The sequence below is a fragment of the Imperialibacter roseus genome, assembly GCF_032999765.1.
Lineage (GTDB): Bacteria > Bacteroidota > Bacteroidia > Cytophagales > Cyclobacteriaceae > Imperialibacter > Imperialibacter roseus.
Genome location: NZ_CP136051.1, coordinates 648320 through 664424 on the forward strand (window position 1 = coordinate 648320; position 16105 = coordinate 664424).

Below are 16105 nucleotides of genomic sequence, written 5' to 3' on the forward strand. Positions count from 1 at the left end.
CGAATGAACAGCCCCCCCAAATATCCCCTCCGGTTCCTCCGCTGGTTCTGCCGGGAAGACTATCTCGACGAGATAGAAGGAGACCTTATAGAGCTTTTTGAAAAGCGAGCGGAAAAGTCGCCAGAGAGAGCCAGGAGGAGGTTTGTTTGGGATGTGGTGAAGTCTTTCCGGTTAAAGAACCTAAAGCCAATATTGAAAGGTCAAAACTCAAATTATAGCATTATGTTTCAGCATTATTTTAAAGTTTCGTGGAGGAGCATCTGGAAAAACAAAGGCTATTCGAGCCTGAATGTTCTTGGCTTAACGCTTGGTATCTCATGCGCTATAGTCATTGCTCTTTATGTGGAGGGTGAATTTCTATTTGATCGCCTGCATCACCAGCCCGAGAATGTTGTGAGAGTTGTAAAGGACTTTGTTAATGAAGATGGTTCCAGACTTCCGGATGCGACTACCCCCCCGGCACTGGCCCATGTGATTCGGAACGAGTTACCCGAAGTTGAGCAGGTCACAAGGTTTTTTCCTAATTGGGACAGACGGAACCTCATTGGCTATGGCGATAAGAAATTTTATGAAATGAACCTGTTACGGGTCGATGAGTACTTTTTCGATGTGTTTGACTTCCCTTTTATTTCTGGAGACAGATCGAGGCCTTTTGATGGTATTCACTCCATGATCATCACGGAAACAATAGCGAAAAAATATTTTGGAGACGAAAACCCTGTTGGGAAGATTGTTAGCACTAACATCAACAATGACAAGCCTTTTGTAGTGTCCGGAGTAATCAAAGATGTTCCTTATCATTCGCATTTCTCATTTGATTTTCTGATACCTTTTGAAAGCACAAGAAGCCCAGACGACAACTGGAACTGGTCAAGCTTTTACACCTATGTCAGACTAAAGCCCGCTACAAGCTTTGATACCCTGGCTTCTCATGTTCAGGAGCTTGTCAGGAAATATAGACCTCAGAGTCTGGATGATTATTATTTACAACCACTGACTGATATTCATTTAAAATCGAGCCTTAAATGGGAGCTGGCGACGAATGGTGATATCAATTACGTAACTATTCTGATTGCGATAGGATTGTTCGTTCTGGTGATTGCTGGGGTAAACTATGTGAACCTCGTTACTGCCCAGGCTGCTAAGCGTGCTAAGGAAGTTGGTGTAAGACAGGCTGTGGGCGCACGCAAAAATTCTCTTATCGGCCAATTTTTGGTGGAGTCGGTTCTGGTAATTTCAATTGCAATAGCCCTGTCTTTTGGGGTTGTGGTATTTTCTCTACCGTCTCTTCAGAAATTAGTGGGATACGATCTGTCGATTGTTTTGTGGACCCACCCTGTGTTTTTTATCGCCTTGCCTGCGTCCGTTTTACTTTTCGGAATAATTACCGGCATTTACCCGGCCCTTTATCTTTCTTCGATGAATCCTTTGAGAATGCTGCGTGGCAAATATCTCAGTTCCCAAAGAGGGCTAAGGTTGAGAAGTGGACTGGTGATATTTCAATTTGTCATGTCCGTTAGTCTGATTTCTGGATCGTTAATTATCAGTCGCCAGCTAAATTTTCTTCATGAGAAAAAGCTGGGCTTCAACCCGGAGAATGTGGTGATACTGCCAAATGTCAGAGGGCGTGCTGGAGGGCAAGGGGATTTGGTCGGGGAGATGAAAAAGATTCCGGCTGTAGTGAATGTAGCAAGGGCCGACGGAAGGCTTGGTCTTAATAACTTTGTTGCTGGGGTTGAGAGCAAAACTACCACTAATCGTGTGGCCCTGAACTTCATGCGGGTAGACTATGAGTTTCTGCCAACGATGCAACTAATTATTTCGGAAGGAAGAAATTTTGACCCCTCATTCCGCTCTGATTCAACAGGCATTATTCTGAATGAAACAGCTGCTAAACAACTTGGGCTTCAAAAGCCGTATGTAGGTCAAAAATTGAAGTGGGATGACAGCGGAATGACATCCCACGAAGTAAGCATAATTGCAGTTGTGGAGGACTTTCACTTCACTTCGTTCCATGAAGTAATAAAGCCTTTCGGATTTATACTGGAGGCGAATAATGGCAGTAATTTTCTCGTCAGAGTACACTCAAATGATCTGCGCAAAACGATCGCTGAAATAGAAACAGTGTGGAACCGAACAAAACCAGATGCACCCTTCGAGTATGGCCTGCAGGACAAGCAATTTGAAAAACTATATGCGTCTGACGAACAGTTCCAGAATCTGTTCTCTTTGTTCACAACGCTGGCTATTTGCATAGCCTGCCTGGGATTGGTGGGCCTAATAATAGCGCTGGCAGAAACAAAAACGAAAGAGATTGGCGTGAGAAAGGTGCTCGGTTCATCGGTTGTAGGGATCATTTTGCTCCTTTCACGCCAATTTGTTGCGCTGGTTGCGGTTGGATTTCTGATAGCTGTACCCATTGCGTGGTCTTGGGCTGATTATTGGTTAAATGGATTTCCTTATCGCATACAGCCAGGCATTGTTGATTTTGCTATATCAGGCTTGGTTGCGATTTTAATGGCTTTTGGATCAATCGGCATTCAGGCATTTAAGGCAGCTACAGCGAACCCTGTCAAATCCCTTAGAACAGAATAGCCTCCAAACACCAGGACGAATGAGAGCTTTACCCCCCAAATATCCCCTCCGCTTCCTCCGCTGGTTTTGCCGGGAAGACTACCTCGACGAGATAGAAGGAGACCTTATTGAGCTTTTTGAAAAACGGGCTGAGAAGTCACCAGAGAGAGCTAAAAGGAGGTTTATGTGGGACGTGGTGAAGTCGTTTCGATTGAGGAATATTAGATCTTTTAAAAGAAGTCAAAACTCAAATTATACGGCCATGTTAAAACACACCATTATTTTGTCTTTCCGCAGCTTCAGGAAGTACAAAACCACGTTTCTTATCAACCTTGCCGGGCTTACCTCAGGTTTGACCTGCGTGCTGCTCATTTATCTTTGGGTGAATCATGAGCTGAGTGTCGACAAGTTTTACAAACATGCCGATCGCCTTTATCAGGTTTTCGAAAACAGGGAGCAATCGTACGGAATATGGACGGCTGAAACCAACTCGGGGCCCATGGCTGCCGACATGCAGGCCGATTTTCCTGAGGTTGAATACGTGACTGGAGTGGCTTCAAGAGGCAAAGCCACGCTGACGGTAGGGGAGAAAAACATCAAGAGTGATTACATATATGCGGGAAAGGATTTTTTCAAAGTCTTTTCCGTCACGCTGCTGGAAGGTCAGGCTGATCATGTGCTGGCAGATAAAAGCTCCATCATAATATCGGCCGATATGGCTGAAAGATTATTCGGCGACGCCAGCAACGTTGTCGGTAAAACTATTCGCTTCGAGCACGAACAGGATTTTGCGGTGTCTGGTGTTTTCGAAACAGCACCGCTCACCTCTTCATTTCAGCATCATATCATCATTTCTATTGATCTGATAAAAGACCAGTACGCAAGTGTCTGGAACTACAACAACACATTTGTGAAAACATACCTGCTCCTTAAGCCCGGAACTGACGCAGACGGACTCAATAAAAAGCTCGAAGGATATATTGCCAGCAAGGTCAACGGAGAAACCAACCGGACGGCATTTGTGGCACTGTATCCGGACTATTACCTGCATGGAAAGTATGAGAATGGACAGATGGTGGGAGGGAGAATTACCTATGTAAAGCTGTTTTCCATCATCGCTGGGTTTATTCTCCTGATCGCCTGCATCAACTTCACCAATCTAAGTACCGCCAGGGCGTCACGAAGGATGAAAGAGGTGGGTATTAAAAAAGCTATGGGCTCGGGTCGTACGGCACTGATTTATCAGTACCTGGGCGAGTCAATTTTGGTTGCCATAATTTCTCTGATGCTTGCTTTGCTGACGGCCTATCTCCTTTTACCTCAGTTCAATGTCATCACGGGCAAACAAATGGTCATCGATTTTGACTTAAAAATGGTCGCCGGGGCATTGCTCATAGCCGTTGTTACAGGCTTTTTGGCTGGCAGCTACCCTGCCTTTTACCTGTCCGGATTCAATCCGTCGACGGTGCTGAAGGGGCAGCTGCATCGCTCGATTGGTGAACTATGGGCACGGAGGGGTTTGGTCATCTTTCAGTTTGCGATTACCATAGTGCTCATTACCTCTGTGCTAGTGGTGTACAAACAAATGGACATGCTTCAATCAAAAGACCTTGGCTACAACAACGACCAGGTGCTCATCTTCCCAAGGGAAGGAAAGCTTGAGAGTATTTCGGCGACGACTACCTTCCTGGCTGAAGTGAAAAACATACCCGGAGTTATCAATGGCTCCAGCACGGACCACGACATGACAGGCCATAACAGTGGAACTTCAGGGATTTACTGGGAAGGAAAAGATCCGAACGATAGGTCTGAGTTTGAAAACCTGCCCGTCAATTATGACCTGATGGAAACGCTTGGAATAGAGCTCAGAGAAGGCCGTACCTTCGACAGAGCTTTTGGTGCCGACAGCTCCAAAATTATTTTCAATGAAACCGCCATCCGCTACATGGGCCTTGAAAACCCCCTGGGAAAGACCATCAAGCTTTGGGGTGAAGACCGGCAGATAATTGGCGTGGTAAAAGACTTTCATTTCGAATCTCTTCACTCAGAAATAAAGCCGGTTTTCTTTATACTCACAGGCGAGGATGGTGAAAGCTTTATGGTCAAAATTACGGCAGGCAGAGAAAAGGAGGTAGTAGGCAGACTCGCCGAGCTTCACACCAGCTTCAACCCCGGTTTCCCATTTGAGCCCCGGTTCCTTGATCAGGACTATCAGGGGCAGTATCAAGCTGAGAAAAGGGTGAGCACTTTGTCGGGGTATTTCGCCAGCCTGGCCATCATCATTTCATGCATGGGGTTGTTTGGGCTTGCAGCGTTTGCGGCCGAGCGAAGGCTGAAGGAGATCGGGATCAGGAGAATATTGGGCTCCAGTATTGGACAGATTGTCTACATGCTCTCTGCCAGCTTTAGTAAGATGATTTTGGTGGCGATCGTTATCGCCATTCCTTTCAGCTACTACATAGCCAGCAGCTGGCTGGAGGGTTTCGCTTATCGGATTGACCTGGAGTGGTGGTATTTTGGCGTGTCGGGATTATTGGCGCTGGCTATTGCCTGGGCCATCGTGGGCTGGCAAACATTCAAAGTGGCGTCAGTAAATCCCACAAAATGTCTTCGGGATGAATAAGCCTTGAGTAAACCTAAGTTTTCAAAGCCGTGTTTTCACGGCTTTTTTGTTAGCGACTCTTGTATGTGCTTAGCCTATCTTGCACAAACTTGAACAGCGTTTGAACGGAAAAATGATCTTCATTTTCATTACTTGAGGAAAATAGGTTCAAACAAAACTCAAATGAAAATGAAGAATCAAAGAAACACGGCTAAAGCAAAATTCAGTTATTGGAAGGCGGCCTTAGCGGCATTGGTGATGCTCATATCGGCTGACCACTTGATGGCACAGTCAGCCAAATACACCCTGCTTGTGGACGTTGCTCACGGCCAGAAGTTCTACAACAATCCCAGTAAAATGAACGCTTCGGCCGGGAGCGATGGGCCCAGAGTGGAGTACCTTATCGGGGAACTAAGCAAAAATGCCAGTAGTCTTGGTGCTCAGGTTGGATTTCTAAATGAAGCCATCACGCCTGCGCAATTGGCAAAATGCGACTTGCTGTTCATTCATATTCCATCCAGCACTTACAGCGCCAACGAAGTGAAAGCCATTACCGAGTACGTTGCCAAAGGAGGTTCGTTATTCCTCGTGATGGAAGAGGATTACTGGTCAACACTGAAGCAAACCAATACCAATGATTTGATACGACCATTTGGCATTCAGTTTGGTGAAAATAGTACAGACTCATTGTCTGGCGGCTTTACGAAACCCACGCCGGTGGTGAAAAGCCCTTTGAAGATCACCTATCACGGAGGTCGGGTCGTCACAGGAGGCACGCCGTTTTGCTTCAACAGCCAGACTAAAGCGCCTTTTGGAGTTTTTGCGACACTTAACAACGGTGGAAAAGTGATAGCGATGGGTGATGGCATGACTCCGCTTTACATGACCAGCTGGAATGGCGTCACCGATTACCAGTGCAGCGAATTCATGGGTGCAGTGCTTGGGTGGTTGTTGGAGTGATGAGCCTCAAAAACAATATGGCACAGGTTTCATTGTCTTTGGGCAGTGGACCTGCTTCTTCGATTTCTCAGATGCTGTTCTATTTGTTTTTCGGAAGGACGTGAGTCAAAGCACTTCAATTTTTTCAAAGAAGCGCTAATGCGCACTTTCTTTCTGTCAAACACACTTAAAGGGTCTAAATGTTTCATGCGAAAAGGAACTTTAAGATCCAGTTTTGTAGCAAATTAGTTTGCTTCAGGATTTTCACAGTCGCTAGGCATGCGACAAGATAAACTCTGCGTCAATTTTTAATTTGTCGTGAATAGCCTTTAAAAAAGCCACATCAGGCTCACGTTTACCAGAAAGAATTTGAGAAAGTTTAGGAGCAGCAATTCCCAATGCTTTCGCCAGCTTGGCTTGCGTTAATTTCTGTTCAACCATTTTTAATTCTACTGCTTCCCGCAAATTACCTGGCCGGATAGGCATTATTTCCATCACCTTGTCTTCATAAGTTTCAGCCAGTTTTGAAAGGGTGTTTAATAAATCGCTCTCTTCTTTTGCTAGTTTATGAAATCCCCCCTTTTCTGTGGCTTCCTTCAAGAGCTCCTCAATGGTTTTCATCACCATCTGGTATTCTTTCTCAGTCCTTATTTTGGTTATCATTTTGAAGCCGCTAAATTTTAGTACAATCAATTTTGTCGTAATTGGTGTGCGTGCCAACATAACGGATATAAATAGTTCTTATATCAAAGAATATCATGGCAACCAGTCTGTATTTGTTCCCCTTAATATTGAACACATACCTGTCATTGCCCACATAATCGACCGAATTAAATGTGGTCTTTATGTCTTGAAGCGTAGCCCAATCGGCTTTTCTGGTTTTAGCCCACCAATCGTTAAGCGGTTCAATAGCATCGGCGTGGCTTTTACCAAATTCCTGCAATATTGTTTTCGCTATAACAACCACGTTGATCGATTAATTTCAATAGTATAAATAATATTTCATTTTTTGAAATATTATTGAAATTACTCCAGGCCAGTATTTTTTTCTCCTTTTCTGCAACCTTTCATTTTTTGCCAGGTACCTTAGACAAAGGTGAAACTAATACCATGCCGCAGAGCCAAAACCAGATCGACACAAAGCTGACTCCTCCAAAATGGATGACGAGGTTTTTTACCTGGTACTGCAATGATCACCTGTCTGACGCTGTGTTGGGCGACCTGCTCGAATTGTACGAAAGGAGGCACGCACAGCTGGGCAGGCACAGGGCCAACTGGTTTTTCTTCTGGAATGCGCTTCAGTTTATCCAGCCCTTTGCCGTGAAACGAAACTCAAAGAAAAGGTCAAATCAAATAAATAGTTACACCATGCTAAAACACTACTTCAAGGTTTCCTGGAGAAACCTTTTCAGAAACAAGGGTTACTCCTTCATCAACATCGCTGGCTTGTCGGCAGGCATGGTAGTAGCCATGCTCATTGGTTTGTGGATATGGGACGAATTCTCGTTTGATACAAATTTTGACAACCGCTCCAGGCTGGCCGAGGTAATGGCGCATCAGTCAGCCGGAGACATCTCCTACACTGGAACGACTGTGGCGATGGCGCCTGGTATTGCCCTTAAGGAGCAGTATGGCGACAATTTCGACGGTGTGTCGCTGGCATCGAAGAATGGTGACCATGTACTTAGCTATGGAGACAAATTGATGTCCGGAAAGGGCATGTGGGTACAAAAGGATTTTCCGGAAATGTTTACCGTGGAGATGCTGCAGGGCAGTCGGGGCGTTTTAGTGGATCCATCAACCCTGCTAATTTCATCGTCGCTGGCGAGAGCAGTGTTTGGCGACGCCGATCCTATGGGCAAAACCATCCTGCTCGATGCTACCACCAACTTTGCGGTCGGGGGTGTGTATGAGGACTTTCCCCACAACTCAACACTTTACGACACCAGGCTTCTGCTGCCATGGGAAAGCAAACAGAACTGGATGAATTCACCAGATGTGTTATCGAGCTGGACGAATCACTGTGGCGTGGCTTATGTGCTTTTAACCGAGCAGGCAGACATTTCTCAAATCAATGAACAAATCAGGGAATTGCCGAAACCCTTCATCACCGGATGGAAAGAGGAGTTGCTGATTTATCCGCTTGCAAAGTTACATCTCTACAACGAGTTTATCGATGGCCAGGGTGCCGGAGGCCGAATCCAATATGTTTGGCTGGTAGGCATCATTGGGGTTTTCGTGCTGCTTTTAGCTTGTATCAACTTTATGAACTTGTCCACCGCCCGCAGCGAAAAGCGTGCGAAGGAAGTAGGCATTCGCAAAGCCATTGGCTCAGTACGCACGCAGTTGATCCTGCAATTCCTCAGTGAGTCGCTCACTATTACCCTTCTTGCCTTCGTGTTGGCGATGATCGTTACACAGTTTGCCTTACCCTTTTTTAATGACCTGGCCGATAAGCAAGTGGCTATTCCGTGGAGCAACCCAATATTCTGGCTTGTGTCGCTAAGCTTTGTTGTTTTCACGGGAGTCGTGTCGGGCAGCTATCCGGCTTTTTACCTTTCCAGTTTTCAGCCAGTGAAAGTGCTAAAAGGAGTGATGAGGGGCGGGAGGTTCGCTTCGCTCCCCCGCAAGGTGCTGGTTGTCATTCAGTTTACGGTATCTGTCGGCCTCATAGTAGGCACGATCATTGTCTTCCAGCAGATCCAATACGCTAAAAACAGACCCGTTGGGTACAGCCGCAATGCGCTTGTATCAGTTCAAATGAATACAACCGACAAGCCGGGATTGTTTGCTGCACTAAAAAACGAGCTGCTCCAGACAGGTGCTGTCGAACAGGTGGCCAGGTCATCGCAGTCTCCGGCCCACTTCAATAACAACAACAGTTTGGACTGGAGAGGGAAAAATGTGGAGTCAGAAATATTCTTCCGAAATGTGAATGTATCGCCGGATTTCGGCAAAACCATTGGCTGGAGCATCGTGGAGGGCAGAGACTTTTCCAACGAGCTGGCCTCCGACTCCGCTGCCGCTTTGTTGAACGAGGAATCTGTCAAGATCATGGGATTCGAAAACCCCGTAGGTGAAGTGATTAAGTTTTGGGACAAGAACTATACAGTAATCGGCGTGGTGAAGGACATGCTCACGCAATCACCGTATGACCCCATGCAGCCGGCGGTCTTTCTGGGAGATGGCTGGCAGGGCTTGATCACCATGCGACTGAATCCAAATCTTCCCATTAGAGAAGCATTGGCAGCCATCGAGCCTGTGTTCAAACAATACAACCCCACGGCTCCGTTCGAAGCGCAGTTTGTGGACGAAGAATTCAATAAAAAGTTCGCTGACGAGGAGCGGGTGGGTAGTTTGGCAGCATTCTTTGCTATCCTTGCCATCTTCATCTCCTGCCTCGGGCTGTTCGGGCTGGCGTCCTACGTGGCTGAGCAGCGTTCCAAAGAGATCAGCATTCGCAAAGTGCTGGGCGCTTCGGTAGCTATGCTGTGGAAAATGCTTTCCAGAGACTTTGTGATTCTCGTCACCATCTCTTGTTTCATTGCTATGCCGCTGGCTTATTTCTTTATGAGCGACTGGCTGCAAAGTTATCAGTACCATACCTCTATCGCCTGGTACATTTTCGCTCTATCGGCGCTGGGGGCTTTTGCAGTCACCTTGCTCACAGTAAGTTTTCAGGCAATAAGGGCGGCGGTGGCTAACCCGGTGAAGTCTTTACGGGCGGAATGAAGGCAAAGACAGCACTTTTATCAATTATCGGGAAATAAATTTCATAATGCCTGAAACCTTTTAGTTCCATGCAGGTACTTTAGGCAAAGGTGAAACAAATAAACGCATGAAGGGAACATACCTGGGTGAATTCGAAGAGCTTGTACTGCTAACGGTCGGTATTCTGTACGACGATGCTTACGGTTTGGCCATTGTAGATGAGCTGGAAAAGCAAACAGGCCGCAATGTCATGATCAGCTCGGCGCACAAGGCTTTAGTGAGGCTGGAAGACAAAGGCTACCTGAAGTCGAAAATGGGGGGAGCTACTGAGCAAAGAGGTGGAAGAGAAAAGCGACTTTACGAGCTGACCCATGCCGGTGCTAAAGTCTTAGAGCAGTCCAAAGAGCTGCGAAACTCTATGTGGAGCAAGGTGCCCAAAATAGTATGGGAAGGAAACAACCTATGAAGTCCCCGATGCCCCAGAATGCAGGGCCGCCCAAATGGGCCATCCGCCTCTTTCGCAGGTTCTGCAACGACCACCTGTGCGATGCGGTATTGGGCGATATGCTGGAGCTCTACGACCGGCGGTTCATCAAAGTAGGCAAGCGGAAAGCCGATTGGCTGTTCGTTTGGAATGTTGTTCAGTTTCTTCAGCCATTTGCCTTGAAAAAAACAAAGAAGTCACAAAACTCAAATAACGCAGCCATGTTCAAAAGTTACCTGAAAGTCGCCTGGAGAAGTATGGCCAGGCAAAAAATGTACACTTCGATTAAAATCGGAGGCTTCGCACTAGGCATTGCCGCCTGCATTCTCATCACGCTGTTTATAAAGCAGGAGCTTAGCTATGATAAGTTCTACAAAGACGGCGAGAATATTTATAGAGTTTACAATGAATTCGGGAGAGAAAGCGGAGCCAACAAGTGGACCTCCTTTCCTGCGCCAACCGCCGGTATCTTCAAAGCAGAATTTCCTGAAGTTGAAAAGTCAGGGAGGCTGATTCCATATGCCGGTTGGTTCAATGCGGGCAGCAACTTGTTTCGGGCGGAAGGTCAGGAGCAAAATACCTACGAGGAAGGTTTCGTATACGCCGATCAGGCTCTGCTTGACATTCTTCAAGTACCGATGGTGTATGGCCAAACAGAAAATGCGTTGGCCGACCCGTATTCGATAGTGATCTCCAAAACGGTTGCTGATAAATACTTCCCTAACGACGACCCGGTGGGAAAAGTAGTTTTCTTAAACGATGACCAAAACAAGCCCTACAAGATTGGTGGGGTTATGCAGGACTTTCCTGACAACACCCACCTTCAGTTTGATTTTCTCATCACGTTAACTGGCGTCGAATTTTGGGGTGGAGAACAAACAAGCTGGTGCTGCTGGAACTACAATATTTACTTTGAACTGCAGCCTGGCACTGATCCAAAAGAGCTGGAAGCCAAGCTGCTATCTGTTCGGGACACACACTATGTAGGTCACCTTGAAAAAGAAGGGAATCAGTCAGTAGACGAGGTGCGCAAAAATCACTTCTTCAAGCTACAACCAGTGGCCGATATTTATCTCTACTCCGACGGTATACATGCCATGGTGGAGCAAGGCGATATTCGGTTTGTTTGGCTTTTTGGAGGTGTCGCATTTTTTGTTCTTCTGCTGGCGTGCATCAACTTCATCAATCTTTCCACCGCCAAATCGGCTAACCGAGCCAAGGAAGTGGGAATGAGAAAGGTGGTAGGATCAGTGAGAGCTCACCTTGTTAGGCAGTTTCTTACTGAGTCGGTTCTCTATAGTGTGGTGTCGTTTGTGGTAGGCATTTTGCTGGCCTGGATAAGTATGCCATTCTTTAATGAGCTGGCTGATAAATCACTGAAAATACCCTGGCTTGAGTGGTGGTTTATCCCAACCCTCGGAGGGGCGGCAACGCTTGTTGGTGTACTTGCCGGCCTTTATCCTGCCTTTTACCTGTCAGGGTTCAAACCGATAGACGTTTTGAAGGGCAGCCTAAGCAGAGGAAGCAAAAGCTCAAGAATGCGAAGTGTGATGGTGATATTTCAGTTCACGACATCCGTTGTGTTGATCATAGGCACCTTCATTATTTACCGCCAAATGCAGTATATCCTCAACAAAAAGATTGGCTTCAACAAAGAGCAGGTTGTGTTGATTCAGGGTGCAAACACACTTGGCGATAAGATAAAAACACTGAAGGCCGAATTGGCCAACCTTTCGGGCGTTCAAAATGCAGCAATAAGCGGCTACCTTCCTATCTCTGGCACCAAACGTGATGGTAACCCTTTTTGGAGAGAAGGCAAGTCCAAAGAAGACAAAGCCGTTGGTGCACAGCGATGGTATGTGGACAGTGACTATATAGGCACCCTCGGAATGCACCTGGTGGATGGTAGAAACTTTGTGCAGGGCATGGCCTCCGACTCCTCTTCAATTATTGTCAACCAGGCTTTTGTGAAAGAGTTTGGTTTTGAAAACCCAGTAGGAGAGAGAATACAAAACTGGAAGCCTTATACTATCATTGGTGTGGTGGAAGATTTTCACTTCGAATCACTAAAGGGGAAAATCGAACCCCTTACAATGGTATATGGAGAATGGGGCGATGTTGTTTCGGTAAAAGTCAGCTCGCCAGAAATGAAGGAAGTCCTTGCTTCGATCAAAGAAGTTTGGGACGACTTTGCTCCCAACCAACCCATGAGGTATTCGTTTCTCGACGAAAGCTACGCCAGGATGTACGAAGACGTGCAGACAATGGGCCGGGTGTTCACCACTTTTGCTGTGCTCGCCATTATTGTGGCTTGCTTAGGGCTCTTTGCCTTGTCCGCCTACATGGTAGAGCAACGTGGCAAAGAGATCAGTATCCGGATCGTGCTGGGAGCCTCCGGCAGGGTTATCTTCAGCCTGCTGACATTCAACTTCATCAAGCTAGTCCTAATCTCTCTTTTGCTGGCCATGCCGCTGGGCTGGTACCTGATGAAAAGCTGGCTGGACGACTACACCTACCGCACCGATATCACCTGGGAAGTCTTCGCCATTTCTGGACTGATGGCATTGGGTATTGCGGTGCTAACTATCAGCTTTGAGTCGATCAAGGCATCAAGAATGAACCCTATCAAGAGTCTGAGGTCAGAATAGCATGAATGATAAACTAATAAATGGGTAAGGAAAAGGCTCCGGAAATTCTGGGGCTTTTTTTGTGCCTGAATCGAAATAGGTTGGATAGCTTGGGTGAACATATCGACACCCTCTTAACAACTTGAACAGTCTTGAACGGTGTTTGAACAGGTTTTCGACAACCCACCGACTTAATTTGAGCCGGTAGTTGATCAAATTAAATTATTTAAACTAATGAATCTTACTATGAAAGTGTACCTGATTTTTGGTTGTTTATTTTTCTCGTGGTGTAGTATCCTGGCCCAGACAAAAGTAATTGAGTTAACCGGCAACAAAGAGCTTTTGCCTGTTAATGTAAATATTGCTGAGGTAGACTATGAGAAAAAAAAATCAGTAAAAGTGACTGCTATTAAGGGGAATGAGACGGCGCTGGTAAAAATAAACGACGTTGATTTTACCAATGGCATTATTGAGCTCGATCTGGCTGGGAAGCGGCAGGAAGATTCACATCCAATGAACAGGGGTTTCGTGGGGGTAGCATTTAGAATCACAGACGACAATGTAAAGTTTGAGCAATTTTACCTGAGGGCGGCAAATGGGAGAGCTGATGATCAGGTTCAGAGGAATCATACGGCCCAATACTCTTCTTACCCGGATTATCATTTTGATGTCCTGAGAAAAGAATCCCCGGAAAAGTATGAGGCATATGTGGATATGGTTCCTGGAGAATGGACACATGTGAAAATTGAAGTTGAGGGAGGTAAAGCCAAACTCTATGTTCATGGTAATTCTCAGCCAACGCTGATTGTAAACGACTTAAAGCTTGGAGCGAATGCCCGTGGAGCTATTGGCCTTTGGGTGGGTGGTGGTACCGATGCTCATTTTGCCAACTTGAAGGTAACGCAAAGGGAATAGAAGCTAATTTGTCGATAAGTAAAAGGCCTCGAAAGTTTCGGAGCCTTTCTTATTTAACCATGTCGGTAAATACCAATTCGATGGCTTGGGGACAGAATAGCTCTTACAAATTGCAAGACAAGTTTTCATTTTTGGCCATAATTGATGTACTTTCTTTTAAAACTGCCACAACATGGATCGCACAGAATTTAAGCAGGAACTCGAACGGCACAAAAATCAAATAGATGCCAGCATTAAGTTTTTGCAACAGGGCTTTGAAGATTTGAATAAGCACAACTACGAGTTTTACGGGTTCATCGAGTCTAACTACTACGATTTGGAGGAAAGACTCTCCGCTCCGGAAAGAAAAGTGAAAGAAATTTCCTGACGGGAAATTTTGCGGTTAATAATAGCTTTTGATTGAATGCAGGCCTTGAATTTACTCAAGGCTTTTTCTTTGTCAAGGCATGGGTCTGGCTTGAGCAGCTTTGAACAGGATTGTGACACGCTTGCAGGAACTTGAACAGCGCTTGAATGGCGAACTGGAAATCGCAACTACTACTTGCATCGCAAAAAAACCAAAATCAAAAAGCGATGAAAAAATTACTCTTCACCCTTTCTCTCTTTCTACTCTTCAAAGCGAGTACAGCATTGGCACAGACAATTTATGTTAACCCTGACTCAGGCAGTGATATGGCTGACGGCTCTGAGAGCACACCCTATGCTACGCTCGAAAAAGCGGTTGCGATAGCCAATGAACTTACTGGGAGTGGCTCCATCACTATCAAGCTTTTTCCGGGTTTGTACTCCCTTAAGGATAAGGTGGCCATCCACCCCTTGCGGATGCTCAACGACACCACACGGTTCACGGTAGAAGCGGTGGTGCTGCCTGACGACGAAGACTGGCTCCCGACAAAAATGCCGGCGATACAGTCAATATCCGGCAATAATTCAAAGACGCAGTTTGTTCATTCCACAGGTCTGCTGGTGGCAACAAGCCATGTCACCATTCGTGGCTTGAAGTTTCTGGGAAGCGCCCACCCTGATGTGACTTACTATTACCCCATTTCAAAAGAGGATGAGTCTTTAGGTGATATGGAAGTGTCACAATGTTATTTTGTATCTGAAGTGCACAGCTCGCAGATTCAGGGCGCTATTTGGGCCCAGGGGCCAAAGACCCAGATCGACCATTGTGTGTTCTACAACTGCCGCAATGCCATTCTGCTTTTCCGTTCGGTTGAAGACTTCTCAGTGACAAATAGTATCATTTACGGGGCCAATGAAAGTGCAGTATGGATGGGGCCTGTTGCGAATTTTACTTTTAAAAACAATGTAATTGCAGGCGGCAATTATGTGTGGGTTCGGCCCGGTGACTCCAGCCCCGCTTATAAGTTCACCGATTGTGTTATGGTAGATAACCAACACTATATGGGCTACTACGGCAGCAATGGGCTGGTAGAAACAACCAACAATAAAAATTTCGTGGAAACCAATGTGGTGAAAAAGGGGAAGGTGGAACTTGTTACCCGGAAGGAGCCAGCCTATCCCACCAACTACCTGCACCTTACACCTGGGTCTGTTGGATATGAACTGAATGCCGGGATTTTCAAATCGCCCAAACAACCCAACCCAGTCAAGAAAAAAGGAATGTAATGGTCAGTACTTCAAAATATCGTTGAGAGTTTTAACTGATTCCTGAACAGTAGATTGATCAATCTCTCCGAGTTTTTCAATAAGTCGGTCTTTTGAAATCGATCTGATATGAAAGATCAGCATTTCTGAGATCGACTTTAATCCATTTTTGTCATCGGGTACTAATATCGGGTTTCCTTTATAGCTTTTGATTTTTGAGGTGAGGGGAATCACAATAGCGATTGGAAGATGAGTATTTAGTAGATTACCGCTTATTATTACTACCGGACGGTAGCCTGCCTGTTCACTCCCTTTCACGGGATCCAGATTGGCATTCCAGATTTCACCTTGTCTCATTTCTCCAGTTCTCTTAAGTAGTCAGCCATTCCTTCTTCGGCAATAGAGAGTATCTCATCGTCTGTTGCTGCCTGTTTGTACGACTTGATGTATTCTGCTTTTTCAAGATGTTCGAGGTACAACCTAAGTGCATTCTCAATCAGTCGGTTCTTAGGCTGTGACAGTGCTTTGGCCTTTTCCGCTAGTATTTTTAATAGTTCATCTGGAAGTGTACTGGTGAATGTTGCCATCTTAACTATCTTTTATATTTCTATTATACAAATATAAAACATAAATACAAACAAG

13 protein-coding genes are annotated in these 16105 nt (G+C 45.8%); 9 read left to right on the forward strand and 4 right to left on the reverse strand.

Translation table 11 applies throughout. The features are described 5' to 3' along the window. Positions 1–3 precede the first annotated feature (3 nt). The 3 genes from RT717_RS02765 (at position 4) to RT717_RS02775 (ending at position 6136) form a co-directional block, all read left to right on the forward strand. On the forward strand, positions 4–2595 hold the full coding sequence (locus RT717_RS02765; RefSeq protein ID WP_317490218.1) for an ABC transporter permease: 2592 nt from the start codon (positions 4–6) through the stop codon (positions 2593–2595). A 19-nt stretch (positions 2596–2614) separates the two neighbouring features. Further along, a complete protein-coding gene (locus RT717_RS02770) occupies positions 2615–5197 on the forward strand; it encodes an ABC transporter permease (protein ID WP_317490219.1) in 2583 nt (860 codons plus the stop codon). Between the two features lie 168 nt (positions 5198–5365). Further along, positions 5366–6136 (forward strand): motility-associated ABC transporter substrate-binding family protein, encoded by a 771-nt coding sequence (locus RT717_RS02775; protein ID WP_317490220.1) that lies wholly within the window; start codon positions 5366–5368, stop codon positions 6134–6136. Positions 6137–6388: 252 nt separating this feature from the next. On the opposite strand, the gene RT717_RS02780 is transcribed toward RT717_RS02775, so the two are convergent. Both RT717_RS02780 and RT717_RS02785 read right to left on the reverse strand, forming a co-directional pair. Beyond that, on the reverse strand, positions 6389–6736 hold the full coding sequence (locus tag RT717_RS02780) for a helix-turn-helix transcriptional regulator (RefSeq protein ID WP_317490221.1): 348 nt from the start codon (positions 6734–6736) through the stop codon (positions 6389–6391). A gap of 52 nt (positions 6737–6788) precedes the next feature. Continuing rightward, entirely contained in the window at positions 6789–7082 is a 294-nt protein-coding gene (locus RT717_RS02785) for a type II toxin-antitoxin system HigB family toxin (RefSeq protein ID WP_317490222.1), read from the reverse strand. 143 nt (positions 7083–7225) lie between these two features. Between RT717_RS02785 and RT717_RS02790 the strand changes: the two genes are divergently transcribed. The 6 genes from RT717_RS02790 (at position 7226) to RT717_RS02815 (ending at position 15484) form a co-directional block, all read left to right on the forward strand. Then, positions 7226–9847 carry an ABC transporter permease gene (locus tag RT717_RS02790; protein ID WP_317490223.1) on the forward strand — a complete coding sequence of 874 codons (2622 nt, stop codon included), beginning with the start codon at positions 7226–7228 and terminating at the stop codon, positions 9845–9847. Between the two features lie 106 nt (positions 9848–9953). Then, positions 9954–10292 (forward strand): PadR family transcriptional regulator, encoded by a 339-nt coding sequence (locus tag RT717_RS02795; RefSeq protein WP_317490224.1) that lies wholly within the window; start codon positions 9954–9956, stop codon positions 10290–10292. Continuing rightward, positions 10289–12958, forward strand: a complete 2670-nt coding sequence (locus RT717_RS02800; RefSeq protein WP_317490225.1) for an ABC transporter permease — start codon at positions 10289–10291, stop codon at positions 12956–12958. The genes RT717_RS02795 and RT717_RS02800 overlap by 4 nt, the downstream gene beginning before the upstream one ends. Positions 12959–13171: 213 nt before the next feature. Then, a complete protein-coding gene (locus RT717_RS02805) occupies positions 13172–13852 on the forward strand; it encodes a family 16 glycoside hydrolase (protein ID WP_317490226.1) in 681 nt (226 codons plus the stop codon). A 172-nt stretch (positions 13853–14024) separates the two neighbouring features. Next, complete coding sequence (locus RT717_RS02810) at positions 14025–14219, forward strand: hypothetical protein (protein ID WP_317490227.1); 195 nt, start codon at positions 14025–14027, stop codon at positions 14217–14219. Between the two features lie 206 nt (positions 14220–14425). Beyond that, positions 14426–15484: a right-handed parallel beta-helix repeat-containing protein gene (locus tag RT717_RS02815; RefSeq protein ID WP_317490228.1), complete on the forward strand. Its 1059-nt coding sequence runs from the start codon at positions 14426–14428 to the stop codon at positions 15482–15484. Between the two features lie 3 nt (positions 15485–15487). Here the strand turns inward: RT717_RS02815 and RT717_RS02820 are convergent, their stop codons facing one another. Continuing rightward, entirely contained in the window at positions 15488–15820 is a 333-nt protein-coding gene (locus RT717_RS02820) for a type II toxin-antitoxin system PemK/MazF family toxin (protein ID WP_317490229.1), read from the reverse strand. Beyond that, on the reverse strand, positions 15817–16050 hold the full coding sequence (locus RT717_RS02825; RefSeq protein ID WP_317490230.1) for a ribbon-helix-helix protein, CopG family: 234 nt from the start codon (positions 16048–16050) through the stop codon (positions 15817–15819). Before RT717_RS02825 ends, RT717_RS02820 begins: the two co-directional genes overlap by 4 nt. Positions 16051–16105 lie beyond the last annotated feature (55 nt).